Source organism: Gottschalkia acidurici 9a, assembly GCF_000299355.1.
Lineage (GTDB): Bacteria > Bacillota > Clostridia > Tissierellales > Gottschalkiaceae > Gottschalkia > Gottschalkia acidurici.
In genome coordinates this window covers 2645462-2670739 of record NC_018664.1, presented here as the reverse complement: position 1 = coordinate 2670739, position 25278 = coordinate 2645462, and the positions used below count along the sequence as shown (strand labels likewise).

The following is a 25278-nucleotide window of genomic DNA, read 5'->3' as shown; positions in this document are numbered from 1 at the left end:
ATGAAAATAAAAATAGAAAATCTCTACTTCGCATTTAACGAGAACCATATTTTAAAGAACATAAATATAGAATTTGAAAAAAGTAAAGTATATAGCCTGTTGGGTAAGAATGGAACTGGCAAAACAACTCTCCTAAAAAATTTACTTGGAATACTTAAACCATCGAGTGGAAAAATTAGTATTGGAAATAGGGTAGTTTCTGATATAAAAGAAAAGGATTTATCAAAGATAATATCTTATGTACCTCAAACCATAAATTCAAACTTAACCTTTGATGTATTAACTATGGTTTTAATGGGAAGGAATCCATATTTAAATGCTCTCACAAAGCCAACGAAAGAAGACTATGAACTATCATATGAGGCTATAAGGATTGTTGGTATAGATAAATTAATAGAAAAGGATTTTTCAAAATTAAGTGGAGGAGAGAAGCAGTTAGTAATGATAGCTAGAGCTATAGCTCAAGATACAGAATTTATAGTCATGGATGAGCCTACTTCTAATTTAGATATAAAAAATCAGAATGAGGTTATGAACTTAATATGGGATATTTCAAGAAAATACAATAAGGGAATAATACTATCTATTCATGACCCACTTCTATGCTATAAATATTGTGATGAAGGGGTTATGATTAAAGATGGAGAACTTATGATATCAGGACAAATAGATGATATTTTTACTGAGGAACATTTATCTAAACTTTATGATGTAGAATTTACAACGATTAGAGGAGTTAACAGCGAAAAAATTATAGTTCCTTCATTTACATTAAACAAAAGGCACTAATAAGTAGAAAAAGCTCTTATAAAAATTAAGTATTATTGCACAGAACTCAGAAGTTTATTAAATTTCTGAGTTCTTTTTATATCAATTATATTATCTTAAATCGAATAAATCCCAAGGATACTCTTTAGTTGGAGTAGAGTTAAATGTTAGATAATTATTTTTTATAGGATGTCTAAAAGATAGACTATAAGACCAAAGGGCTATCTGAGTCCAACCTTTATTTCCAACAAAAGATTTGTTATATTTATTATCTCCCCATATAGGACAATTAGCATTAGCAAGTTGAACTCTTATCTGATGATGGCGACCAGTTTTTAAGTTAACTTTTATTAGGCTTAAAACTCCATATTCCTCAGTCTCAATAGTTTCTAATACCTGATAGGCTAGAATAGCTTCTTTAGCACCATGTGTATTAGGATCTACAACCTTACTCATGTTGATAGTAGAAAGCTTTTTTAAGTAGTCTTTAAGTTCCCCTTTGTTTTCTTCAAACCTTCCACATACAATAGTTAAATACTCCTTTTTGAGTTGTCTATTCTGAATCTGTTTAGATAGATTAGAATTAGATTCTTTAGTTTTAACTAAAACTAAAGCCCCGCCAACAGGTCTATCTAATCTATGTACAAGCTCAAGGTATACGTTTTTAAGTTTAGGATTCTCTACTTTAATCTTTTCTCTTAATATATCTAATAAATTATCATCATTAGTTTTATCACTTTGGCAAGGTAACTTAGTTGGCTTTTCAACTACAATTATATTTTTATCTTCAAAAATTACATTTATATTCAATGAAAGCTCTCCTTAATAAACAATATTATAATAAATAGTAACATAGTTACAAGAATTATAAAAGAAGATAAGAACTTAATAATCAAAATAATGGTATAACAATATGTTTAGTATGAATTTTAAAATAAACTTTACTATTTTACAAACAATAGTACACTGGAAGTGATATAATGTTTTTTATACAATAAAGAGAATAAAAATAAATTCAGTATTTAAATAAATAAAAAGGGGAGAAAAAAATAGCTTCGAGAGTACTTAAAGAAAAATATTCTAATCACAGACGGGGCTATGGGGACTTACTACTCTGAAATTACTGGTGAAAGAGTATCGTTCTGTGAACTTGCAAATATTAATAATCCAGAAACAATAAGAAATATTCACAAAGAGTATATAGACTCAGGAGCTAAGCTAATTAGAACTAATACTTTTTCCGCTAATACTATTACACTAGGAGTTACTAGGGAAAAATTAAAAGAAATAATAGAGAGTGGATATAATATAGCTAAAGAGTCTACAGAAGGAAGAAAAGTGTTTGTAGGAGCTAGTATTGGTCCTATACATGAATCTGTATTTAAAAAAGATGATGATATAGATATTTTAGAAGAATATAAATTTATAGTAGATACATTTTTGAATCTAGGAGAAGATATTTTTATATTTGAGACCTTCGGAACTATAGATTATCTAAAAGAGATATCTGAATATATAAAATCAAAAAATAGTAATGCTTTTATATTAACTCAATTTGCAGTTACATTAGATGGATTTACTAGAAAAGGTATAAGTATAAACGGTATATTAGATGAAGTGAAAAAGATAGAAACTATAGATGCTTATGGATTCAATTGTGGTTCAGGACCTAGTCATTTATACAAACTAATAAAAGATATGGATATATTTGATGACACTATATCAGCATTACCTAATGCGAGTTACCCAGAGCTTATAAATGAAAGAATGGTGTATGTAAATAATCCAGATTATTTTGCAAATATAGTAGTAGATATTAGTAAGTTAGGAGCTAAAATAATAGGTGGATGCTGTGGTACTACACCAGCTCATATAAAAAGTATAGTGGAAAAACTAGAATCAAATGGCTTCAAAGAAGTGGAACATATAAAGGTTAAAGAAAAGCATAAAGCAGTATTTGAAAAAAAAAGAAATAATTTTTTAAATAAAGTAGAAGACAATAAGTTTATAATATCAGTAGAGTTAGATCCACCATATGATACTTCTATAGAAAAAATGGTGGATAATGCTAGGATATGCAAAGAAAATGGAGTGGATATAGTAACTATAGCAGACTCTCCTAGGGGAATAGCTAGGGTAGACTCTATTATGATTGCAGCAAAGATTAAGCGAGAAATTGGGATAGATGTAATACCTCATCTTTGTTGTAGAGATAAAAATTTAAATGCATTAAAGTCAGGACTTCTTGGGGCTCATATTGAAGATATAAGAAATATACTGGTAGTTACAGGAGACCCTATTTTAGATATAGATAAAATATCTACTAAAAGTGTATTTAATCTAAATTCATATAGATTAATGGAACTTATATCTGAGTTAAACAAGGAAACTTTTAAAACAGATAAAATCAATATAAGTGGAGCATTAAATTTAAATGTTAAGAATAAAGAGTTAGAAATAAATAGGATGTTAAAAAAGGTGGAGCAAGGAGCAAATATATTCTTCACTCAGCCTATATTTCATGATGAAGTAATAGATTTTCTATCTAAGCTTAAAAAAGACAGCGGAATAAAGATAATGGGTGGAATAATGCCTATAGTTACCTATAAAAATGCTCAGTTCTTAAATAATGAGGTTCCAGGAATAGATATACCCAAAGAATATGTAGACAGATTCCATAAAGATATGACTAAAGAAGAGTCAGAACAAGTGGGTATAGAGTTAGCTACAGAAATAGCTAATAAATTAAAGGATCATGTAGATGGATTTTATTTTATTACACCATTTGATAGAATTGAAATGGTGATGGAAATACTTAAAAAAGTTAGATAATAAGTAGACACTAATTTTATATATTAGAAACACTATTGATATTTATAGATTAATATTGATAGTGTTTTTTGTATTAAGAAGTTATTTGTAACAATATTTATAACTTGTACATATTATATAAGTATACAGGTTTCGTATTAAAAAGAGACCTTGATACTATGTAAATAGTAAAATAAATTGGGAGGATTTATTATGGCAAAGGTGTTTTTAGACGCAGGTCATGGGGGAAAAGATGCCGGGGCTGTAGGAAATGGATTAAAAGAAAAGGATATAAATTTATCTGTTACTTTAAAAATAGGAGAAATATTAAAAAGTCATGGAATAGAAGTAGTATATTCTAGAGTTAATGATGTATTCATAGAACTTTCAGATATAGCTAAAAAGGCCAATAATTCAAAAGCTGACATATTTGTGTCTATACACTGTAATTCATTTAGATATTCATCAGCAAAGGGAATGGAAACGTACAGTTATCCTAATAGTTTGCAAGGGTCTAAACTATCAAAGAATATTTATGATAGTATAATTAAGGATAAAGTCTATACAGCTAATAGAGGAACAAAAACAGAAAATTTTGCAGTTTTAAGACTAACTAATATGCCAGCAACTTTAGTAGAATTAGCGTTTATCAGTAATTCACAAGATGCTTATATACTAAAAAATAGACAACGGGAGTTAGCTTTAGCAGTAGCAAAAGGTATATTAAATAATCTTGGTATAAAGTATAGAGCTGAACTTGTTAAGCTTGACAAACCTGAAGAAAATTTAGATGGTAAAGTATATAAAGTACAAGTAGGAGTATTTAGTGATATAAAGAATGCAGAGAAACTTATAAGTGAACTTAAGTCTAAAGGATATGAAGCCATAATAGTTAATTAATAAAAAGCTGGCCTACAAATTATAGTGGCCAGCCTTGATTTAAGGGAGATAAAAACTGAGCAATCAATTAGCTTAATTAGCTAATTTTTTACCAAGAGCTTTACAAACTTCAATATCATCGTCTTCTGGTGTTAGATGACAGATTAGTCCTTCATCTTGAATCATATTTGCTCCGTAACCATTCATTCTTTCATACCAATCTCTCATCCACTCACCATCACCCCAGTCGTATGAACCGAATAGAGCTACTGGTTTTCCAGATACTTCGCCTTCAATACTGTCTACAAACATATCCATAGTATCATCTAATACTTCAGCGCCCATAGAAGGACAACCTAAAGCTATTACATCAGCACCTGAAATGTTCTCTGCACTAGCAGATTCAACAGGTATAATTTCTGGACTTCCACCAGCTTCTTTAACTCCTTCAGATATAGCATTAGCCATTGCTTCTGTATTACCAGTACCACTAAAATAAATTATAGAAACTTTTTTCATAGTAAATCCCTCCATAAATTGAATTGTTATATGTGAAAATGATTATCAATAATTAAATTTTAGCAGAGATAAAAATATTAAATATAAGAAAAATATTATCTTTTTTAAAATTCTTAATATAAAGCAAAATTTTAATTATTCAAAAGTTCACCTAACGATTAAAAGGTAGATAAGACAAGCAATTTAAAGTATTTAATATAATATAAAATAAAAATATTATCCTAGATTTTATAAATGAAATTAATAACATATATTGTAACTAAAAATAAATAAAAAATTTTAAAAAAGTATTGACAAAACATTTGAAAACGATTATCATTAAGTTAGACATTGAGAACAATTATCAAAAAGAAGGATATAGTCTAAAAGTCTCCACAGGACTGATATACTAACTCAAAATATCCTTCTTTGAAAATTATAATGAATGCTAGAAGCATGTATTATATGTTTAAAATCTCTCATTTTTTTATAAAGTTAAACATTTGTTAATCTCAAACCCGACTTTTCCCCTAAGACATATTTGTCATAGGGGAATTTTTTTATATAAAAAGATTAATAATAATTTTTACGGGTAGAGAGATATATGGAAAGAATTTTAATAAAGGGGGAAATTTAATTATGAAAATAGCAGTTATAGGATGTACACATGCGGGTACATCAGCAATATTAAATTCTAAAAAATTATATCCAGAAGCTGAGATTACAGTTTATGAGAGAAATGATAATATATCTTTTTTATCGTGTGGAATAGCTCTTTATGTTGGGGGAGTAATAGATGACGTTGAAAAACTATTTTATTGTTCACCAGAAGAACTAACAAAGTTAAATGTAAATACAAAAATGAAACATGATGTATTATCTGTAGATATGGAAAATAAAAAGTTAAAAGTGAAAAATCTAATAACAAATGAGGAAATTGAAGATACTTTCGATAAGCTAATAATAACTACAGGATCATGGCCTGTAATTCCAAATATAGAAGGAGCAGACTTAGAAAATGTCCTTTTATGTAAAAACTATAAACACTCAAAAGAAATAACATCTAAAATGGATGAGTCCAAAAATGTAGTTGTAGTAGGAGCAGGATATATAGGTGTAGAGTTGGTAGAAGCTTTTCAACTAAAAGGAAAAAATGTAACACTTATAGATACTAATGATCGTATATTAGGAAGATATCTGGATAGGGAATTTACAGATATTGCTGAAGAGTCTCTTAAAGAAAAAAATATAAAATTAGCTTTGAATCAAACAGTTACTAAAATTGAAGGAAAAGATGGTAAAGTATCAAAGGTAATTACAGACAAGGGAGAATATGAGGCGGACTTAGTTATACTGTCTATAGGATTTAGACCAAATACAGAGTTATTTAAGGGAAAATTAGATATGCTTAATAACGGTGCAATAATCGTAGATGAGTATATGCGTACAAGTAAGGAAGATGTATTTGCTGCCGGAGATAGTGCAACGATTATATTTAATCCTACTGGTAAGTCTGAGTACATACCACTAGCTACTAATGCAGTACGTATGGGGTACTTAGTTGCTAAAAATTTAAAAGAGCCAACTTTGAAGTATATAGGTACTCAAGGAACGTCAGGAATAAAAATATATGATTACAGTATATCTTCTACGGGAATCACGGAAAGTAGTGCTAAAGCACAGGGGATGGATGTTAAGTCTGTAACTATAGAAGACACAAATAGACCAGTGTTTATGCCAGAATATTATGACTTGAAGCTTAAAGTAGTATATGAAAAAGAAACTAGAAAGATAATAGGGGCTCAGATAGTATCAAAGACAGACCTTACACAGTCTATAAACACAATGTCAGTGTGCATTCAGAAAGAGGTAACTATAGACGAATTAGCGACTATAGATTTCTTCTTCCAACCCCACTTTAATAAACCTTGGAACTTTTTAAACGTAGCTGGATTAAGCGCTGAATAATATTTAAATAAGCTGTCTTACAATAAGACAGCTTATTTAAATATATAAAAATATTAAGAATAAGGAGAAATTACATGATTAAATCTATTAAGGTGAAGAATTTCAAATCATTTAAGAAATCAGGACAAATAGATATAAAAAAAATAAATATATTAGTAGGACCAAATAGTTCTGGTAAATCTAGCTTTATACAAGGACTTCTATTATTAAAAAATGCTATACAGTGCAAAATGGAGGATCCAACTCTAGGTATAGATGGAGAAAGCATAACATATAAAGCTTTAGTATATGACAATGATGTAGATAATAAAATACAGTATAAAATAGGCTTTGATGAGAGTGAGCAAAAAACAGAGTCTATAGAAGTAAACATATTGAAAGACTTTTTAGAAAATATAGATGAGAGTGATATAATAAAAATAGCTGAAAAATACAGGGAAATAAAAATCAAGGATATGTCTTTTACATTAAAGATAGTAGATGACATCACTTTAAGTATAGATGCATTTGAAGTTAATACTACGGATGATATTAATGTAAAAGTATCTAAAGATAAAGAAAATTATACTTTAAAACTAAACGATAATATAATAGATAATATAGAAGCGATATATCCTTGTAAATTTTACTTTAAAATAAAAAAAGAGAAATTACACGAACTGTCTAATAGTTCTTTAGAAAATATTATTTTAGTTTATTATATATTAGATAAGTTAGAGCAAAACCTTAATAGGCTTGGGGAAAAGTTTTTATATTTGGAATCACTAAGAAGTGATTTTCATAGAATAGAATACGTATCTAATGAAAGAAAAACAAGAACAGTTGGTTCAAGAGGGCAAGATACACTATTAACTCTACTGGATATAGATAGAAAATGTGACGTAGATATAGAAATTAAAGAAAAGAAGGAAAATATAAATTATTGGCTTGATGAATTTGAATTAGGAGACAACATAGAAGCTAGAGAGGTAGATGAAGATAAGTATTCCATTATGATAAGAAATAAGCACTTAGGTATATATAATAATATATTAGATGTAGGCATAGGTACAGCTCAATTATTGCCTATTATAATAGAGTCTGTTAACTCTCAAAAAGAAAGTATAGTTATAATAGAAGAACCAGAAACACATATTCATCCAAATGCGCAAGCTAAATTAGCAGATCTGTTTGTAGATTGTGCTAAGAAAGATAATAAGAAGTTTTTAATAGAAACACATAGCATATTTTTAGTAACTCAACTACAAATACTTGTTGCCTCTGGAAAGATATCACCAGACGATATTGGAATATATTATTTTACCCAGGATCAAGATGGAACAAAAATAATGAAGATGGAAATAGCAGAAAACGGACAATTCGAAGAAGACTGGCCAAGTGGATTCTTTGATGTACATTATGAATTAGGAAGAAAACTCTTTGAGTTTATGTAGAAATCAATCTAGAAAAATGGGTGAAAATATGAAATTAGAATTAACAGTATCTAAGGAAATCGTCAGAAAAAAATTTGATATAAGCGACAAGTACAATATGTGTAGAGAGAGATTAAACAAGCATAAATTAATAGTAAGTAATGAACTAATCAAAACTTGGGAACAAGACTCTAAAGATAATAATTATAATGCACAATTTCAAAACTGGTATTTTTCAATAATAAATTCTAAAAAGAAATTTAAAAAAGTTATTGTGGAGCATTCTAGTAAAATAAAAAATGCTAAAACATATGAAGAGAAAGTAATGATAGGAACAGCTATGTCATCTGACGATAAAATTCTAGTGGGAAATGTAGAGTTAGATACAAGAAGAAAAAATAAGAAAGTAAAGTTCGTATCTGAAGGAACATTCATGAAAGAAAAATCTCAAACGGTTACTATGAGAGAAGTCAGAAAAGTTATAGTAGGAAGAAAACAACACAGTATTTTTGATATATATGAGACACCAACAAGGTTAGAGGTACCTCTTGACAGCGAATCAGATATTTTAGCAACTTATTTATCAAAATTTTTAATGAATTCCACTAGAGTCATTATAAAGGATAGATATATAAATCAGAAAGAAAATGAGAGAAACTTAAATCAGTATATATTAAGATATATAAATAAAGAGAGTTGCATGATAACTTTTGTAATATCGGGTAATGGAAAAAACGAAGAAATAACAAAAAAGTTTACAAATTATAATGGATATAAGAGTAAGGTTGAGTTTTTAGATAAAAAATATACACATCATTCATATATAGAAACAGATGAATTTATTATAGACTTAGGATATAGGCTAAGAGTGTTTGGTGATGTAGATGATGGAAAAACTGAGCAGGAAGTTATAAATATAACTAGAAAATAATGTATCAATTAATTATCAAAGTTGATAAGGTCTATTGACACAATAATATAAAAAAGGATACAATTAGAATTGTATAATCTAAATATCTGCCTTAAAAATCATCTGAAAAATCAAATCCCATACAAATATTAAAATTAAAATGAGTATTTAAAAAATTAATAGCCAGGAAAGGGGGCAATATATGAAAAATATAGAATGGATAAGTGCCTTGTGGGGAACAGCGAAGACTATATTACCTATAGCCGTGTTTTTAATATTATTTCAGGTTTTATTTTTAAAAAAGCCTATGGAGAATATAAAAAGCTTTGCATTAGGATTTCTATTGACTATACTTGGACTCCACTTTTTCTTAAAAGGTTTATCAATAAGCTTATTACCATTAGGAGAAGATGTAGGTAGAAACCTACTAACACTGAATAATAAATGGATAATAGTGTTATTTGGGTTTGTGCTTGGATACTTCGCAACTTTAGCAGAGCCTGCTTTAAGGATACTAGCTTTAGAAGTAGAAGAAATATCTTCCGGTGTTATAAGAAGTAATATGCTTATTCAATTCGTTGCATTAGGCTTTGGTGGAGGTATGTCTATAGGAATAATAAAAATATTAAATAATATACCTAATAGTAAGATAATGATACCACTACTAGGTATTATAATATTACTAATTTATTTTACACCAAAAGAATTTGTAGCTGTAGCAATGGATTCAGCAGCATCAACAACTGGACCTGTAAACATACCATTAAATATGACATTAGCATTAGGATTAGCTGCTACAATAGCAGGAGCAGATCCACTTTTAAACGGATTTGGAATAGTTGGGCTTACTTCTCTAGGTACAATGATTTCAGTTTTGAGTTTAGGAATACTGACAAGGTTTTAATATAAGGAGGAATTTGAAAATTGGAACAAATAGTATGCGTTGTGGCTGTGGTAGAGAGAGGAAAGGCAGATAAAATAGTAGATAAAGCCAAAGCCGCAGGTGCTAAAGGAGCAACAATTTTCTATGGCAGAGGTACAGGAGAAAGTGAAATAAAGAAATTTCTAAATATACACATAGAATCTTCAAAGGAAATTATACTTGTTCTTTGTGAAAGAGACAACTATAGACCAATATTAAACGCCATAGTAGATGCAGGTAGACTTAAAGAGCCTGGAACAGGAATAGTATTTACACTTCCTATAATAGACTTAATAGGACTTCACCATAGAGAAGAATTTGACCTGCCTCAAGAATAATGAGGCAGGTTTTTTTGAGGACAAAATAAGAGGTGATATACATGACAAGATATCTAAAAGACAAAGAAACAAAAGCTGGACTAATAAGTTCAATACCAATAATACTAGGATATACTCCTGTGGCAATCACATTCGGAATCATGGCAAAAGGAGCAGATATAAGTCTCTTAGAGTCTATACTTATATCAATGGTTGTATATGCAGGTGCAAGTCAGTTTTTAGCTTTAAATTTGATGGCTGCGGGAACTGGAATGATTGAAATAATTTTCGCTACTTTTTTAATAAACTTTAGATTTTTCTTAATGAGTACGGTATTTGTAAATAGATTAAAGGAAGATTTAGGAAAGTGGAACATAATTATTGGACAAACGTTAACAGATGAAACATTTTCAGTGGCTTCCTTTAGAAAAGAAGATGTAACTAAAAACTTTATTATCACATTAAACTTGCTGTCTTATTCATCGTGGGTATTAGGTACAATATTAGGTTATTACTCTGGAAGTATACTTCCAGAAATATTAACAGAAAGTATGGGTATGGCACTATATGCTATGTTTATAGCAATATTGATACCTGAAATAAAAAGAAGTAGAAGAATTGGATTTTTAATATTTTTATCTGCATTTATAAATACATTACTTATGAACGTAAAGTCGTTACCACAAGGTTGGAATATGATATTAGCTATCCTTATATCATCAAGCATAGGTGCTACTATATTTAAGGATGAAGTACAAAAGGAGAATAAAGAATGAGTAAAACACAAATTGTTATTATAGGAATGGCTATAGTTACCTGTATACCTAGACTTATACCTTTCGTATTTAAGACTAACAAAGATTTACCACCATGGATAAGTAGATTTCTATCATTTGTGCCATGTACTGCAATAGCTGCACTTGCTATACCGGGAGTATTTACAGCAACTAATTCGCTCTTGGCATCATCGATTGGACTGTGTTTCGCTGTTATTTACTCTTGGAGAAAGGGAGGTATGATGGGACCGATACTATGCGGAATAGTAGGTACTTTCATGGTTTTACTATTGATATAATTAACTAAAAATAATCCTATTAAAGGTAAACATTTGGGCTACTTTTAATAGGATTATTTTATGAATTGCACTAAATGCTATAAAAGAGATATGATTTTATCTGCTATTTCGGTATTATCTAATATGAAATCAGCAGATCCATCATCAACTACCGCTTTTGGCATACCATAAACTACACAAGTATTTTTTGACTCAGCAATGACTTTACCACCCATATTTTTAATTTTAAGAGCACCCTGAGCTCCATCCTTGCCCATTCCAGTAAGAACGGCACAAACTATATTTCTTCCATATATATCAGCGGCCATTTCAAAAGTGAAGTCAGCAGCAGGTCTAACATTATTTATCTTTTGTGAACTATCAAGAAACAACTTTACTTGAGTTCCAACTTTTTGTAATCCCAAATGATAATCACCCGGTGCTATATAAATCGTATTATTTTTTAAAGGTTCGCCATCCACAGCTTCTTTGACTGTTAGATTTGAGACTTTGTTTAACCTTTCAGCCAATGATTTTGTAAATCCTGCAGGCATGTGTTGAACAACTATACCGGGACAACCTATATCAGCAGGTAGTAGTGGTATAATCTTTTCAAGTGATCTTGGACCTCCAGTGGATGATGCTATAAGTAATATTTTATTAGGAGAACTTATGCTTGGTTTTGGATGAAAACCCTTATTATTTGCGGTATAGGAATCAGATTTGATTTTCTTAGGAATAAGAGAATTAATATCTACATTTACAGAATTTCTTATAGCTTCTAGGAATTCTTTTGTAACTGCTTCAAAAGAAGAATTCAGCTTCCCAGACGGCTTCTCAATAAAATCGAAAGCACCATAGCTAAGACACTTCATAGTTATTTCAGCATTTCTTGAAGTTAAAGAACTAACCATGAGAACTTTAGTTGGAGCTTCCTCCATTATAACTTTTAAGGCTTCACTACCATTCATTCTTGGCATTTCAATATCTAATGTAATGACATCAGGTTTTAAGCTTTTTGCTTTTTCTATTGCATCTATACCATCTCGTGCTATGCCAATTACTTTCATATCAACTTGGCTATTAATAATATTTCTAAGAACTTGTCTCATAAAAGCAGAATCATCTACTACAAGAACGTTTATAATTGACATTATAAAAAACCTCCAACCTTTCTATGAAGAATTTTTATATAAACAATATTAAAATCAATATTTTAAAATAAAGAAAATAAAGTTTATTAAACTATAATTATAACTTATAATTGATATAAAGTGAAACTTAATTTATATACATTTTTTTTATAATATTAAATAATTAATCAATCAATTATAAATTAATTCCATATGTCTAGTTTAATGTAGTTATATATATTATAATGATAGCATAGACAATGATGTTGATATTAGAGAGTTAAGTTTTCCTGTCTAGGAGGTTTTTCTATGAATATAAATAAAAAAGAAGTATTAAGATATCTAGGATATAAAAATCAAGAGATACAAGATGATCTAAATACTCTTATAGATAATTGTATAGGGGAAGCTAAAAAAATATCAAAGCCACTTTATACTTATAGGATATTTGATGTAGAAGTAACAGCTAATGAAAATATTAAAATATTAGGTACTAACCTTGTTCTAAAAGGTAAGGATATATATAATCATCTTAAAGATGCTAAGAAATGCGCTATAATGGCAGCGACACTTGGTGTAAGTATGGATAATACAATTAGGGTATTAGGAAAAACTGATATGACAAAGTCATTAATATTGGATTCATGCTCAACAGAAGCAATCGAAAAAGTATGTGATAAAGCTGAGGAAGAAATAAAAGCTATAGCTAAAGAAGATGGATATATAACTAACTTTAGATATAGCCCAGGGTATGGAGATCTAGCCATAGATATTCAGCCAGATATAATAAACATATTAAATGCTAATAAATCTATAGGACTTACAACTACAGAAAGTTGCATACTGTTACCAAGAAAATCTGTTACTGCTATAATCGGATTTCTAGATAAAGGAACTCAGATAGTAAATAAAAGAGGTTGTGAGAACTGTAGTAGTTATCATAATTGTAATTTTAGAAAGGATGGTGTAAGTTGTGGCAATTAAAGAATTAAGTGAGGGTAAATTTTTATTATTTGATGGAGCTATGGGTACAATGCTTCAAAAAGCAGGACTTAAAACAGGGGAATTACCAGAGACATATAATATAACTAATCCTGAGATTATAAGAGGAATTCATGAAGAATATGTAAAAGCAGGTAGTGATGTAGTTACCACGAATACTTTTCAAGCAAATGAGCTCAAGCTAAAGGAATGTCCTTATAGTGTAGAGGAAATAATAGAAGCAGGTGTGAAGATAGCAAAAGATTCAGGAGCAAAATATGTAGCTTTAGATATTGGACCACTTGGACAACTTATGGAGCCTATGGGAACAGTATCATTTGAAAGAGCTTATGAAATATTTAAGAGACAAATTGTAGTAGGAGCAAAAGCTGGAGCTGATATTATACTTATAGAGACTATATCAGATATATATGAAGCAAAAGCAGCAGTACTTGCAGCTAAAGAAAACTGCGACTTGCCAGTATTTTGTACATTAACCTACCAAGAAGATGGGAGAACATTTGTAGGAACTGATCCAGTTACAGGAACTATAGTTCTTGATGGACTAGGGATAGATGCTATGGGAGTAAACTGTTCGCTAGGACCTAAAGAATTAAAGCCTATAGTAGATAAAGTGTTGGAATATTCTAAAGCCCCTGTTATGATACAGCCAAATGCAGGACTTCCTAAAATAAGAGATGGAGAGACAATATACGATGTAACTCCACAAGAATTCTCAGAGTACTTAATAGAAATAGCGAAGAACGGTGCATTAGTACTTGGAGGATGTTGCGGAACGGATCCAAGCTTTATAAAAGAAGTTAGAAGTCAACTGGATAAATTAACACCAGTTAAAACTAATCCTAAGGTAGTTACAGCTGCTACATCGGGATCTAAAACTGTAATACTAGATGATGTTACTACAGTTATAGGGGAGAAAATAAATCCTACTGGTAAGAAGAAATTAAAAGAAGCATTGAGAACTAACAATCTCGACTACATTATAGGTGAAGCAATAGATCAGACTAATTCAGGGGCTGACATGCTAGATATAAATGTGGGGCTTCCTGAGATAGATGAAGCAGAAATGATAAAAAAAGTAATAAGAGAAGTTCAAGGTGTAGTGAATCTTCCATTACAAGTGGATAGCTCAGATGTAGGCGCCATAGAAGCTGGAGTTAGAATATATAACGGAAAACCGATGATAAACTCAGTAAATGGTAAGAAAGAATCTATGGAAGCTATATTCCCTATAGTAAAAAAATATGGTGCTTTAATATTAGGACTTGCACTAGATGAGAGTGGAATACCAGAGACTGCAGAAGGTAGACTTGAAATAGCTAGAAAGATAGTTAATACAGCTGCTGAGTACGGAATACCTAAAGAAGATGTACTTATAGACTGTCTAGTTTTAACTGCATCTGCTCAACAGTCACAAGTTAAAGAAACCTTAAAAGCAATAAGATTGGTTAAAAGAGAATTAGGTGTGAAAACTGTTTTAGGAGTAAGTAACGTATCGTTTGGACTACCTAATAGAGAACTAATAAACAGTAATTTTCTTGCGGCAGCATTTGGAGCAGGGCTAGATGCGCCTATTATAAATCCAATGTCAAAATCAATTATGGATACCGTAAATGTATTTAGAGTAATAAATAATCAGGATAAAGACTCCGCATATTATATAGAACACTATAGTAATGTAGAACCTAGCCAAGCTAAGGAAATCTCAAATAACGGAGAAAGAGACTTAAGAGCGATCATAATAGAAGGTAGAAAGGAAGAGTCTGCTCCTAAAACAAGAGAGATGTTAGATGGAGGAATGGCTGCTTTAGATGTGGTGAATAATCACTTTATACCGGCTCTAGATATAGTAGGAGACAGGTTTGAAAAAGGTCAGATATTTTTACCACAGCTTATACAGTCAGCAGAAGCAGTTAAAAGTGCTTTTGTAGTTATAAAAGATCAACTAAGTAAAAGTGAGGAAAAGAAAGAGTCTAAAGGTAAAATAGTTGTGGCAACTGTTCTAGGAGATATTCATGATATAGGTAAGAATATAGTTAGTATGTTACTTGAAAACTATGGATTTGATGTATTTGACTTAGGAAAGGATGTTCCTATAGAAGAAGTAGTTAGAGTAGTAAAAGAAGAAGATATAAAGTTAGTTGGATTAAGTGCACTTATGACTACTACTGTTAGTAGTATGGGAGAAACTATTAAGGCGTTAAGACAAGAAGGCTTAGACTGTCAAGTAATGGTAGGAGGAGCAGTTTTAAACGAAGAATATACAGATATGGTAGGTGCAGACTTCTTCGCGAAAGATGCTAGAGAGAGTGTAAAAATAGCTAATAGAGTTTTTGGAGTAGAAGAGTAAAAATAATAGTTATAACTTAGTATATTGGGGTAAACATATATTAACTTACTAGGTATGATGTTATAATGCAGGGGAACAATAACATTAACGGGAAAGTAAAGCTTGGAGGGAGATATATGAAAAAGTTAAAAGATAATGTATATTGGGTTGGTACTAATGATTGGGAAGTAAGAGGATTTCATGGGGATGAATTATCAACTCATAAAGGAACTACTTATAATGCATATTTAATAAAAGATGATAAAAATGTTTTAATAGATACTGTTTCTGAACCTCTTACAGAAATATTTTTAGAAAGAATAAAGAAAGTTATAGATTTAGGCGATATAGATTATGTAGTAATTAATCATGCAGAACCTGATCATTCAGGAGCATTAACAACTATAATGGAATTGTGCCCTAATGCCAAAATTGTTGCTTCCGTTAAGGGGAAAGAAAGTATACAAAGACACTTCCATAAAAATTGGGATGTCCAAACTGTTAAAACTGGTGATAAGATAAATATTGGGAAAAGAGATTTAATGTTTATTGAGGCCACTATGCTACACTGGCCGGACACTATGTTTACTTATTTAACGGAAGCAAACATACTTTTTTCTAATGATGCATTTGGTCAACATTATGCTTCTTCGGAGCTATTTAATGATAAGGTTGATAAAGCGGAAGTTCATCAGGAAGCATTAAAATATTATGCAAATATACTTACACCTTTCAGCAAATTTGTAATTAAAAAAATAGATGAGATAAAATCACTAAACCTACCTTTAGACATAATAGCACCGAGCCATGGGATAATATGGAGAGAAAATCCTATGCAGATAGTTGAAAAATACTATGAATGGGCAAAAGGAGAATCAGAAGATAGTGTAGTGATAATATACAACTCTATGTATGGGGCTACTAAAAAAATGGCGGAATATATAGGACTTGGTTTAGAAGCGGCAGGAGTGGAACATAGAATATATAAAACATCTAATACAGACTTAAATGATTTGCTGACTCAAATATTTAAATCAAAGGGTATAATTTGTGGTTCTTCTACGATAAATAATGGATCTTTAGTTTCTCTATATCCAGTATTGGAAGAGATACGTGGACTTAAATATACAGGGAAAGTAGGAGCTGCTTTTGGTAGCTATGGTTGGAGTGGAGAGTCACCAAAAGAGTTACAAGAAGCCCTTGAGAGAGCTAAAGTAGAAATAATTCAAGATAGTATAAAATTTAAATATATGCCTAATGAAGAAGAACTTGAACAGTGCTTCGAGTTTGGGAAAAGTTTTGGAGAAAAAATGTTAGGGAAATAATCTAATAAATCTCTTCTGTTATTAGTGACAGAGGAGATTTTTGGTTATAAATAAAGTAACTATAATAGCCATTATAAAAGAGGGGGAAAAGTATGTTCTTTAGAAAAAACAAAGTGCAAGAAGAAATTGGAGCTTCAGCTCAAATGACTGAAATAGACAAATCCAATAATGATTTAAAAAGCGAGAATGAGTTTTTAAAGTCATCTATAAAAGAAACTTATGATAAGTTGATAGAAATTTTACATAATCACAGTTTAGTTAATGAACAACACCAGGAGCTGGCTAACCTTGCCGGTGAAATAAAGGATACAATTGAAAAAGTAAAAAGCATATCAAATGAAACAAGCAGTTTATCAGAGTATCTATCTGAACGAAGTGAAAAACTAACTATGATTTCTACTAATTCAGTTAGTAAATCTATAGACGGAGAAGAGGCTGTTAATAATCTAATGGGGGTTATGTCTTCACTACAATCTCAATCTCAGGATTCATCTAACACTATGATCAGTTTAGGAGAAAGATCTAAAGAAATAACAGATATTATAAAAACTATAACAGACATTGCAAGTCAAACTAATCTCTTAGCTTTGAATGCTGCAATTGAAGCGGCTAGAGCAGGAGAACATGGTAGAGGATTTGCGATAGTTGCAGATGAGGTTAGAAAATTGGCAGAGATTACTACTCAAAGTACTACTACAATTCAAGAGCTAGTAGTTAATATTCAAAATGAAATAGATATAGCATCTAGTAATAATGATAAAAGTAATAAAGCAATAGAAGAAGGTATCCTTATGAGTAGAGTAGTTACAGAAAAAATAAAGGATATAGTACAAGATTTTGAATCTGTACAAAAAGAAGTAGAAGAAGTTACAAACGCTATTAATAGACAGAAGAATTATATCAATGATATTTTGGCTCAGGCAGAATTATCTGATGAAATATTAATAAATATGAATGATAATCTAATAAGTCACGTAGAGCGTGCTGCTGTAGTAGATGAAAAATTAGAAGAGAATCTAAGTGATGTAAAAGATTTAATCCATAAAAATAAAGTAATGTAATAATAGCTATTATTATATTTTAAAGTTTTCCATGTTTTAATATGGCATTGAAAATATATAAATTAAAAAGGAAGTCATTTTGACTTCCTTAAATTTGTTTTTAAGAGTATTATATTTAAATTGTAAAAATTAATTCTCTAATATTTTTGCCATTATAACAGTGTTATAATAGTTTCCACCCTTATGAACACGGTCATTTATTAATAATCCTTCTTCTACAAATCCATATTTATTATATAATTGAATAGCTTTCGTATTTGTTTGTACTACAGTTAATGAAATTTTCTTAATTCCCGTAATATCTGCCCACATCAAAATATTTTCTATCATTACTTTACCAATTCCATATCCCCAATATTCTTTCAATATACATAACCCAAATTCCACTTTATGTTTAAATCTGCTTAACTTACTTCCTTGGCAACGAGTAAACCCAACTATTTTGCCTTCTATCTCTGCAACTAAAAATATATTTTGGGGAGATATTGAGTCTTCATAAATAATTTTTTCAAAATCTTCTGCTGTTAATAAGTCCTCACCAGGTTCTCTATCAAGATTTTCTGTTTCCCCATCAATCTTAATTCTTAAATTAGATAATTCAATCGCATCGTCTTTTAATGGACAACGAAGTATCCATGTTAAAATTTTTCCGTCTATTCTTTTATTCTCAATAATCATACAGTACCTCCACTAACACTTAAGATAAATCCTTATTTTATAACAGTCATATATTAAATTATAGTATTAATCTTAATATAATGTATAGGACTATAAAGTTCTTAACTTTAACAACTCCTTTATTCGTTTCAAATAGTTGTAGTCATTTGAGACAATAAAAAATAACACAGATATTTAGGCGTAAAACCATTAAGTTCAACTGTCCACTAAATCTGCCTATATGACTCATATCGTAGTGTGCTTTTGATAGAAAATAAATTTTTAATATTCAATTAAAACATAGTTTTTAAATTAAAAAATTAATGAAACATTGGCTTTCATTGAAATTAAAATAATATGCTTATAATGTTGAGAGTATTAAACTTATAATATATAATGAAAACATGAAGTAAAACGAACAGAAGAAAAAGGGGTGTAATAATGAGTAGAGAAGATAAAATAATAGAAATATTAGAAAAACTTACAAACAAAGTAGAGATTATCGCTGGAAAAATAGACTTGCTTGCTATGAAAATAGAGAATATAGAATTAAGAGAAGAATTGCCATTTATGAGCATGGAAGAAGATAGGATGGGAATGGATGAAGCAATATTCATAAATATAGGAACAACAGATATACTACCAAACTCTACAGATAAAATAGATCGTATAGAAGAAGAAATTAAAGAGCTTAGAAATGACTTAAGTAATATTCAACAAATAACGGCTATGAACTTAGGGGATATAGGAAAATTAAAAGCTACTAAATAATATAATATTAAATAAAAAACTCTTGATTTACAAAATTTCAACGATAGAAGCTTTGTAATGTTAAGAGTTTTTTATTTTTTATAAAATAATTTCAAAAAAGGTGTGGCAATATTTTCAATAGTAGTATATACTGTTTATAGTATTAAAGCACAGTATTCTGATGCGATTTAAAAAGATTGACGAATGAAGGGGCTGATTGTCGTGTTCGTACCACCAGATTATGCGGATGATTATATAGAAAATTTTAGACTAAAGATAAAAGAATATAGTGAAAAAGGTGAAGAGAAGCTTAATTTCAAAAGTTTCGGGGCCACTGTAGGAGTTTATCAGGAGAGAAGTAGTATTACTTATATGGTAAGACCGAGAAGTCCGGGTGGATTAATCACATTAAAGCAACTTAAAGCCATAAGTAAGATAGCTAATAAATATTCAAAAAGACAAATTAGATTTACAACAAGACAAGACATACAATTTCATAAAGTAGAATTAGAAGATACTATAAAAATTATGGAAGAACTTAAAAAAGTAGACGTATACACAGTAGGAACTGGAGGAAATGCAGCTAGAAATGTGGCATGCTCACCTCTTTCAGGAGTAGAATTAGGAGAGAAATTTGACGTTACTCCATATGCTTTAGAAAGCACAAACTATATAGTTAAAGACGAAAATAGTGTAAAGTTTCCTAGAAAACTTAAAATATCATATTCAAATACAGATGAAGATACGGGGAATTCTACTTTTGCAGATCTAGGATTTATAGCAAAGATAGAAGATGGAAAAGAAAAATTTGAAGTATATGTTGGAGGAGGATTTGGTGGAGGTTCAAGACTATCATTAAAGCTAGAAGAATCCATAGAGCCTAAAGACATATTATACTATGTTGAGGCAGTAAAAGAATTTTTCTTCAATGAAGGGAATAGAGAGAATAAGGCTAAAGCAAGATTAAGACATTTAGTTACTAAGCTTGGAGAGGAAGAATTTAAAAATAGATTTAATAAATACGTGCAGGAAGCTAGAGAGAAGGATCTGACGCTAAATATAGATGAGTTAAATAAAAAATATGAGGAATTACAAAATAGTACTGATGGGGTAGAGACTAATATAAGAAGTAAAATATTAATACCGACTAAATATGATGGTATCTACTCAATTTATATACACCCTAGAAGAGGGAAAATAAATACTACAGACTTAAATAAGGTAATTAGATTTATAGATAATTTAGACTATGAAGTTACTTTAAGAATAACACCAACGCAAGGGTTTGTAGTAAGAGGACTAAAAGGAAATGACTCAGAGAAGTTACTAGAAATAATAGCTCCATTTGCATCTGAATATGATATAGACAATTCATTAGTTTGTGTAGGAGCAGATACTTGTAGAACAGGGATAGGATCATCACAAAAATTACTTCAAAGTATTCTAACTAAGTTTAAGAACATAGAACAAGACATAAAAGATCAACTTCCTAAACTATATATATCAGGTTGCCCTAGTTCATGTGGTCAACATCTGAGAGGGGATATAGGATTTTCAGGGAAGCTAAAAAAGATTGATGGTGAGTTAGTTTCTATATATTCAGTTTATTTTGGGGGAAGAGTAGGAACGGATGCCAAATTAGCAACTAGACACTCAGATATACTAAGTAAAAGAATACCACAATTCTTGTATGATCTTGCAGTATTGAAAAAGAAGAGTGGATATAGTGACTTTAATGAGTTTCTTAGTGAAAAAGAAGAGGATATCAAAAACTTAGTTGAAGCATATAAAGTAGATTAAGTAAAAAGGGGGGATAGGGAATATGGCAGTTACTTCAGACAATGTAGTTTGGCATAGTTCAAGTATTAATAGAGAAGATAGAGAAGAGTTACTAGGACAAAGAGGAACTCTTATATGGTTTACAGGTTTATCTGGATCTGGAAAGTCAACTATAGCTAATGCACTTCAAGAAAGATTATATAAAAAAGGTAAACTTACTTATGTATTGGATGGAGACAACATAAGACATGGACTAAATGGGGACTTAGGATTTAGCCTTGAGGATAGAAAGGAAAATATAAGAAGAATAGGTGAAGTAGGAAAACTATTTGTAGACTCGGGAATTATAACTCTTGGAACTTTTGTATCACCTTTAAGAGAAGATAGACTACAAGTAAGAAATCTTTTAAAACAAGACTTCATAGAAGTATATATAAAATGCTCACTAGAAACTTGCGAGCAGAGAGATCCTAAGAACCTTTATAAAAAAGCAAGAAATGGTGAAATAAAAGATTTCACAGGGATAGATTCTCCATACGAAGAGCCAGAAAATCCAGAGATTATCTTAGAGACAGATGTTGAAGATATCGATACTTGTATAGATAAAATCATAGAATATTTAGAGCTTAAGGAGAATACGATATGAGTTTAGATATAAAGGAGTATAAAACAGATATTTTAATAGTAGGTGGAGGGACTGCAGGATGCTTTGCAGCCCTTACAATATCAGAAGAAAGCAATGCAAGTGTAATAATAGCTGAAAAAGCTAATATAAAAAGAAGTGGCTGTCTTGCAGCCGGTGTAAATGCACTAAACGCATATATAACAGAAAATGAAACTGTTGATTCTTATGTAGAATACGTAAAAAAAGAATTTGAAGAAGTCATAAGGGAAGATCTGGTATATACCATAGGAGAAAAGTTAAATAGTGTAACTGAAAAAATTGAGTCACTAGGATTACCAATATTAAAAGATGAAAATGGAAAATATGTGACTAGGGGTAAGAGAAGCATAAAAATTAATGGTGAAAATATAAAGCCAATATTAGTAGATGGAATAAAGAATAAAGAAAATATACTAATTTTAAATAGAGTAAATATCATAGATTATATAGTTAAAGATGGTAGAGTTATAGGAGCTTATGGATTTTCATTAGATGAAAATAAGCTATTAGTTATATATGCTAAAGGAGTAATTTGTGCAACTGGTGGAGCATCAGGAATATATAGACCTAATAATCCAGGATTTTCGAGACATAAAATGTGGTATAGTCCATTTAATACAGGTGCAGGATATGCAATGGGAATCAGAGCTGGAGCAGAAATGACTTCATTTGAAATGAGATTCATAGCTCTAAGATGTAAAGATACTATAGCACCAACAGGTACAGTAGCTCAAGGGGTAAAAGCATCACAAGTGAATGCTAATGGAGAAAAATACGTTTCACGCTATGGAAAACCGACTACTCCGGTAAGACTACATTCAACTATAATGGAAAATAGGATAGGAAATGGGCCATGTTTCATACAAACAGAAGGGATAGCTAAAGATGTAGAGGAACAATTGTTAAAGGCATATCTAAATATGGCACCAGCTCAAACTCTAAAATGGTTAGAAAATGGGATAGGTCCTTCAGAAGAAAATATAGAGATAGAAGGTACAGAACCATATATAGTTGGAGGGCACACTGGGAGTGGATATTGGGTTGATAGAGATAGGAAAACCACTTTGAAAGGATTATACGCAGTGGGTGATGTAGCGGGAGGAAGTCCTAAAAAATATGTGACAGGATGCTTTGCAGAAGGCGAAATAGCCGGATTATCAATAATAGAATATATAAGAGGTAAAGAAGTAGAAGTAGCTGATAGTGAAGAAATAATTAAAGTTAAAAGTAAGCTAGAAGGGTTCCTAGAAAATAAAGAGAGTATTTATTCTATAGAAGAGGTAGAACAATCTATGCAAAAAGTTATGGATGAATATGCTGGTGGGATATCTTCTAATTATGGATATAACGAAAGTAGATTAGATATAGCTTTAGATAAAATTGAGGAGCTTATAAGATTATCAAATAAACTAAAGGCAAATGATTTACATGAACTATTATTTATACAAGAAATACAAGATAGGCTTATAGTAGCAAAAGTATTAATCCATCATTTGAAAGCAAGAAAAGAAACTAGATGGAGAAGTTATCAAGAAAATCTAAATTATCCAAACAAAGATGATAGTAACTTCTTAAAATATATAAATTCAGTATATAGTGATGGTGAAGTGAAAATACAATATAGAGATTTGATTGGAAAAGGTGAAGTCTATGAGTATAGTGATAAGTAAAGAAAAGTGTGTAGGTTGCAATAAATGTATAGGGGTTTGTCCAGGGAATTTAATATATAAGAATAGTGATAATAAAGCATTTATAAAGTATCCTAAAGAATGTTGGGGATGTACAGCTTGTCTTAAAGAATGTAAGTTTGAGGCCATAAAATACTACCTAGGGGCAGACATCGGGGGTAAAGGTGGATACCTATATACTAAGGACGAAAATGACTATTTGCATTGGCATATAGTAGATAAAAATGGAGAAAGACAAGTGATAACTATAGATAAAAATGAGTCTAATAAGTACTAAATAGAGGTTTGGGGGCTAGTAAAATGAGGTTAAGAAAATCTTTAGTTTATACTATCTTAGTTATACTTACTCTAGCTTTGGTAGGCTGCTCAGATGAATCAACTAAGACTTCAAGCGATGGGTCTAAGATAGTAAGGGTAGGATTCTTCCCTAATGTAACTCATACTCAAGCACTAGTTGGTAAAGGAAATGGAACTTTTCAAAAAGAGATTGGGAAAGAATATACTATAGACTGGAAACAATTTAATGCAGGACCATCGGAGCTAGAGGCACTACTTGCAGGAGAGCTAGACATAGGCTATATTGGTCCAGGTCCAGCAGTTAACGGTTATACCGTGTCTAAAGGGGATTTACAAATAATATCTGGGGCTTCTAATGCAGGAGCAGTATTGATAGTAGGTAAAGATACAGATATAAAAGACATAAAAGATTTAGAGCATAAAAAAATTGCCATACCACAGTATGGAAATACTCAAGATATTTGCTTAAGGGGACTATTAAAAGATAATGGATTAAAAGATTCTGCAAGAGGTGGAACAGTAGATGTAGTCCAAGCACCAAATCCAGATATAAAGATGCTTCTAGAGGAAGGAAATATAGATGCAGCTTTTGTACCGGAACCTTGGGGTTCAAGATTAGAAAGTGAAATAGGGGCAAAAATTTTATTAGACTATGATGAGACTTGGAGAGAAGGGGAATATTCATCAGCAGTTATAATAGCTAGGAAAGAGTTTGTAGAAAATCATCCAGACTTGATAGAAAAGTTTTTAAAAGCACATATAGAAACAACTGAGTATATAAACAAAAACAACGATCAAGCAAAGAAGGTTATAAATGAACAACTTCAAGAATTAATACAAAAGCCACTGCCTAAAGATGTATTAGATAGAGCATTTGATAGATTGGTAATAACGTATGATCCACAGCGAGAGTCAGTGAAGGAAATAGTAGATCTTTCTTATGAAGTTGGCTATTTAAGGAGAAAACCCGACTTAACAAATTTATTTAATCTAGATTTATTAAATAAAGTACTAGACTCTAAGGGACTGAAAGAAATAAAGTAAAGTGAGCTAA

At 30.5% G+C, this 25278-nt stretch carries 23 protein-coding genes and 1 pseudogene; 20 read left to right on the top strand and 4 right to left on the bottom strand.

Annotated features, from left to right (window positions below; all coding sequences use genetic code 11):
* Positions 1 to 789, top strand: a complete 789-nt coding sequence (locus CURI_RS12725; RefSeq protein WP_014968675.1) for an ABC transporter ATP-binding protein — start codon at positions 1 to 3, stop codon at positions 787 to 789.
* A 90-nt stretch (positions 790 to 879) separates the two neighbouring features.
* On the opposite strand, the gene CURI_RS12720 is transcribed toward CURI_RS12725, so the two are convergent.
* Positions 880 to 1578, bottom strand: coding sequence for an RluA family pseudouridine synthase (locus CURI_RS12720; protein ID WP_014968674.1), 699 nt, complete (start codon positions 1576 to 1578; stop codon positions 880 to 882).
* Between the two features lie 255 nt (positions 1579 to 1833).
* On the opposite strand from CURI_RS12720, the pseudogene CURI_RS12715 reads away from it, so the two are divergent.
* Positions 1834 to 3600 (top strand): annotated as a pseudogene (locus CURI_RS12715) (bifunctional homocysteine S-methyltransferase/methylenetetrahydrofolate reductase); the annotation flags it as partial.
* Between the two features lie 192 nt (positions 3601 to 3792).
* Positions 3793 to 4479: an N-acetylmuramoyl-L-alanine amidase gene (locus tag CURI_RS12710; protein ID WP_014968672.1), complete on the top strand. Its 687-nt coding sequence runs from the start codon at positions 3793 to 3795 to the stop codon at positions 4477 to 4479.
* A gap of 72 nt (positions 4480 to 4551) precedes the next feature.
* Here the strand turns inward: CURI_RS12710 and CURI_RS12705 are convergent, their stop codons facing one another.
* Positions 4552 to 4977 (bottom strand): flavodoxin, encoded by a 426-nt coding sequence (locus CURI_RS12705; RefSeq protein WP_014968671.1) that lies wholly within the window; start codon positions 4975 to 4977, stop codon positions 4552 to 4554.
* A gap of 618 nt (positions 4978 to 5595) precedes the next feature.
* On the opposite strand from CURI_RS12705, the gene CURI_RS12700 reads away from it, so the two are divergent.
* The 7 genes from CURI_RS12700 (at position 5596) to CURI_RS12670 (ending at position 11560) form a co-directional block, all read left to right on the top strand.
* Positions 5596 to 6924, top strand: a complete 1329-nt coding sequence (locus CURI_RS12700; RefSeq protein ID WP_014968670.1) for a CoA-disulfide reductase — start codon at positions 5596 to 5598, stop codon at positions 6922 to 6924.
* A gap of 74 nt (positions 6925 to 6998) precedes the next feature.
* Positions 6999 to 8357 (top strand): DUF3696 domain-containing protein, encoded by a 1359-nt coding sequence (locus tag CURI_RS12695; protein WP_014968669.1) that lies wholly within the window; start codon positions 6999 to 7001, stop codon positions 8355 to 8357.
* Complete coding sequence (locus tag CURI_RS12690) at positions 8344 to 9267, top strand: hypothetical protein (RefSeq protein ID WP_014968668.1); 924 nt, start codon at positions 8344 to 8346, stop codon at positions 9265 to 9267. Before CURI_RS12695 ends, CURI_RS12690 begins: the two co-directional genes overlap by 14 nt.
* A 181-nt stretch (positions 9268 to 9448) precedes the next feature.
* Entirely contained in the window at positions 9449 to 10150 is a 702-nt protein-coding gene (locus CURI_RS12685) for a DUF1538 domain-containing protein (protein ID WP_014968667.1), read from the top strand.
* Between the two features lie 20 nt (positions 10151 to 10170).
* A complete protein-coding gene (locus CURI_RS12680; RefSeq protein ID WP_014968666.1) occupies positions 10171 to 10506 on the top strand; it encodes a P-II family nitrogen regulator in 336 nt (111 codons plus the stop codon).
* Positions 10507 to 10547: 41 nt separating this feature from the next.
* Entirely contained in the window at positions 10548 to 11261 is a 714-nt protein-coding gene (locus CURI_RS12675; RefSeq protein WP_014968665.1) for an AzlC family ABC transporter permease, read from the top strand.
* Positions 11258 to 11560: an AzlD domain-containing protein gene (locus CURI_RS12670; RefSeq protein WP_014968664.1), complete on the top strand. Its 303-nt coding sequence runs from the start codon at positions 11258 to 11260 to the stop codon at positions 11558 to 11560. Before CURI_RS12675 ends, CURI_RS12670 begins: the two co-directional genes overlap by 4 nt.
* 77 nt (positions 11561 to 11637) lie before the next feature.
* Here the strand turns inward: CURI_RS12670 and CURI_RS12665 are convergent, their stop codons facing one another.
* The gene (locus CURI_RS12665) at positions 11638 to 12693 is read right to left on the bottom strand and encodes a protein-glutamate methylesterase/protein-glutamine glutaminase (protein WP_014968663.1); all 1056 of its coding nucleotides are present in this window, start codon (positions 12691 to 12693) and stop codon (positions 11638 to 11640) included.
* A gap of 288 nt (positions 12694 to 12981) precedes the next feature.
* On the opposite strand from CURI_RS12665, the gene CURI_RS12660 reads away from it, so the two are divergent.
* The 4 genes from CURI_RS12660 to CURI_RS12645 all read left to right on the top strand — a co-directional run bounded on the left by CURI_RS12660 (position 12982) and on the right by CURI_RS12645 (position 18389).
* Positions 12982 to 13656, top strand: a complete 675-nt coding sequence (locus tag CURI_RS12660; protein ID WP_014968662.1) for a methionine synthase — start codon at positions 12982 to 12984, stop codon at positions 13654 to 13656.
* A complete protein-coding gene (locus CURI_RS12655; RefSeq protein WP_014968661.1) occupies positions 13646 to 16024 on the top strand; it encodes a homocysteine S-methyltransferase family protein in 2379 nt (792 codons plus the stop codon). The genes CURI_RS12660 and CURI_RS12655 overlap by 11 nt, the downstream gene beginning before the upstream one ends.
* A gap of 116 nt (positions 16025 to 16140) precedes the next feature.
* Positions 16141 to 17328 (top strand): oxygen-binding di-iron domain-containing protein, encoded by a 1188-nt coding sequence (locus tag CURI_RS12650; protein WP_014968660.1) that lies wholly within the window; start codon positions 16141 to 16143, stop codon positions 17326 to 17328.
* Between the two features lie 92 nt (positions 17329 to 17420).
* Entirely contained in the window at positions 17421 to 18389 is a 969-nt protein-coding gene (locus CURI_RS12645; protein ID WP_014968659.1) for a methyl-accepting chemotaxis protein, read from the top strand.
* A gap of 129 nt (positions 18390 to 18518) precedes the next feature.
* Here CURI_RS12645 and CURI_RS12640 read toward each other — a convergent pair whose 3' ends face one another.
* Positions 18519 to 19067, bottom strand: a complete 549-nt coding sequence (locus tag CURI_RS12640) for a GNAT family N-acetyltransferase (protein ID WP_014968658.1) — start codon at positions 19065 to 19067, stop codon at positions 18519 to 18521.
* A gap of 420 nt (positions 19068 to 19487) precedes the next feature.
* Here CURI_RS12640 and CURI_RS12635 point away from each other — a divergent pair, with 420 nt between their 5' ends.
* The 6 genes from CURI_RS12635 (at position 19488) to CURI_RS12610 (ending at position 25268) form a co-directional block, all read left to right on the top strand.
* A complete protein-coding gene (locus CURI_RS12635; protein WP_014968657.1) occupies positions 19488 to 19817 on the top strand; it encodes a hypothetical protein in 330 nt (109 codons plus the stop codon).
* A 201-nt stretch (positions 19818 to 20018) separates the two neighbouring features.
* On the top strand, positions 20019 to 21596 hold the full coding sequence (locus tag CURI_RS12630) for a nitrite/sulfite reductase (RefSeq protein ID WP_014968656.1): 1578 nt from the start codon (positions 20019 to 20021) through the stop codon (positions 21594 to 21596).
* Positions 21597 to 21618: 22 nt separating this feature from the next.
* Positions 21619 to 22221 carry an adenylyl-sulfate kinase gene (gene cysC / locus CURI_RS12625; protein ID WP_014968655.1) on the top strand — a complete coding sequence of 201 codons (603 nt, stop codon included), beginning with the start codon at positions 21619 to 21621 and terminating at the stop codon, positions 22219 to 22221.
* Positions 22218 to 23909 carry an adenylyl-sulfate reductase subunit alpha gene (locus CURI_RS12620; RefSeq protein WP_014968654.1) on the top strand — a complete coding sequence of 564 codons (1692 nt, stop codon included), beginning with the start codon at positions 22218 to 22220 and terminating at the stop codon, positions 23907 to 23909. Before cysC ends, CURI_RS12620 begins: the two co-directional genes overlap by 4 nt.
* Positions 23890 to 24204, top strand: a complete 315-nt coding sequence (locus tag CURI_RS12615; RefSeq protein ID WP_014968653.1) for a 4Fe-4S dicluster domain-containing protein — start codon at positions 23890 to 23892, stop codon at positions 24202 to 24204. The genes CURI_RS12620 and CURI_RS12615 overlap by 20 nt, the downstream gene beginning before the upstream one ends.
* 23 nt (positions 24205 to 24227) lie before the next feature.
* Positions 24228 to 25268, top strand: coding sequence for an aliphatic sulfonate ABC transporter substrate-binding protein (locus tag CURI_RS12610; protein WP_014968652.1), 1041 nt, complete (start codon positions 24228 to 24230; stop codon positions 25266 to 25268).
* The last annotated feature ends 10 nt before the right edge of the window (positions 25269 to 25278 follow it).